The following is a 515-nucleotide window of genomic DNA, read 5'->3' on the forward strand; positions in this document are numbered from 1 at the left end:
TGCCGCGGCAATGTCGCCCTCGGTCACGGACTTGGAGTCCGAGCTCACCGACGCTACGTCGTTGGTGCCGGTGATGGTCACCGTCACCGTGCCGGTGGCGGTGCCGTCCTGGCTGGTCACCGTGAACTGGTCCTGGACCTGCTGGCCGGCGGTGAGCTCGTCGTGGGCGCCGTTACCGGCGTAGCTCCAGGCCCCGCTGGCATCGATGCTGAAGTCGCCATAGCTGCCATGAACATTGCTCTGCGCCACGACATGGGCTTCGCCGCTGTCGGGATCGACGATCGTCAGCTGGCCGGAGGCGTTCAATGCCGCGGCAATGTCGCCCTCGGTCACGGACTTGGAGTCCGAGCTCACCGACGCTACGTCGTTGGTGCCGGTGATGGTCACCGTGACGATGCCGCTCGCGGTGCCGTCCTGGCTGGTGACCGTGAACTGGTCCTGGACCTGCTGGCCGGCGGTGAGCTCGTCGTGGGCGCCGTTACCGGCGTAGCTCCAGGCCCCGTTGGCATCGATCG

Annotated in this window: 1 protein-coding gene; it reads right to left on the reverse strand. The window is 67.4% G+C overall.

Going from position 1 to position 515, the window contains the following annotated elements; all coding sequences use genetic code 11:
- Positions 1-515, reverse strand: a 515-nt coding sequence (locus IVB27_RS05330) for a VCBS domain-containing protein (protein WP_247441952.1), incomplete at both ends; no start/stop codon positions are given.

Origin of the sequence: Bradyrhizobium sp. 197 (genome assembly GCF_023073375.1) — a bacterium.
In the GTDB taxonomy this organism is placed as follows: Bacteria; Pseudomonadota; Alphaproteobacteria; order Rhizobiales; family Xanthobacteraceae; genus Bradyrhizobium.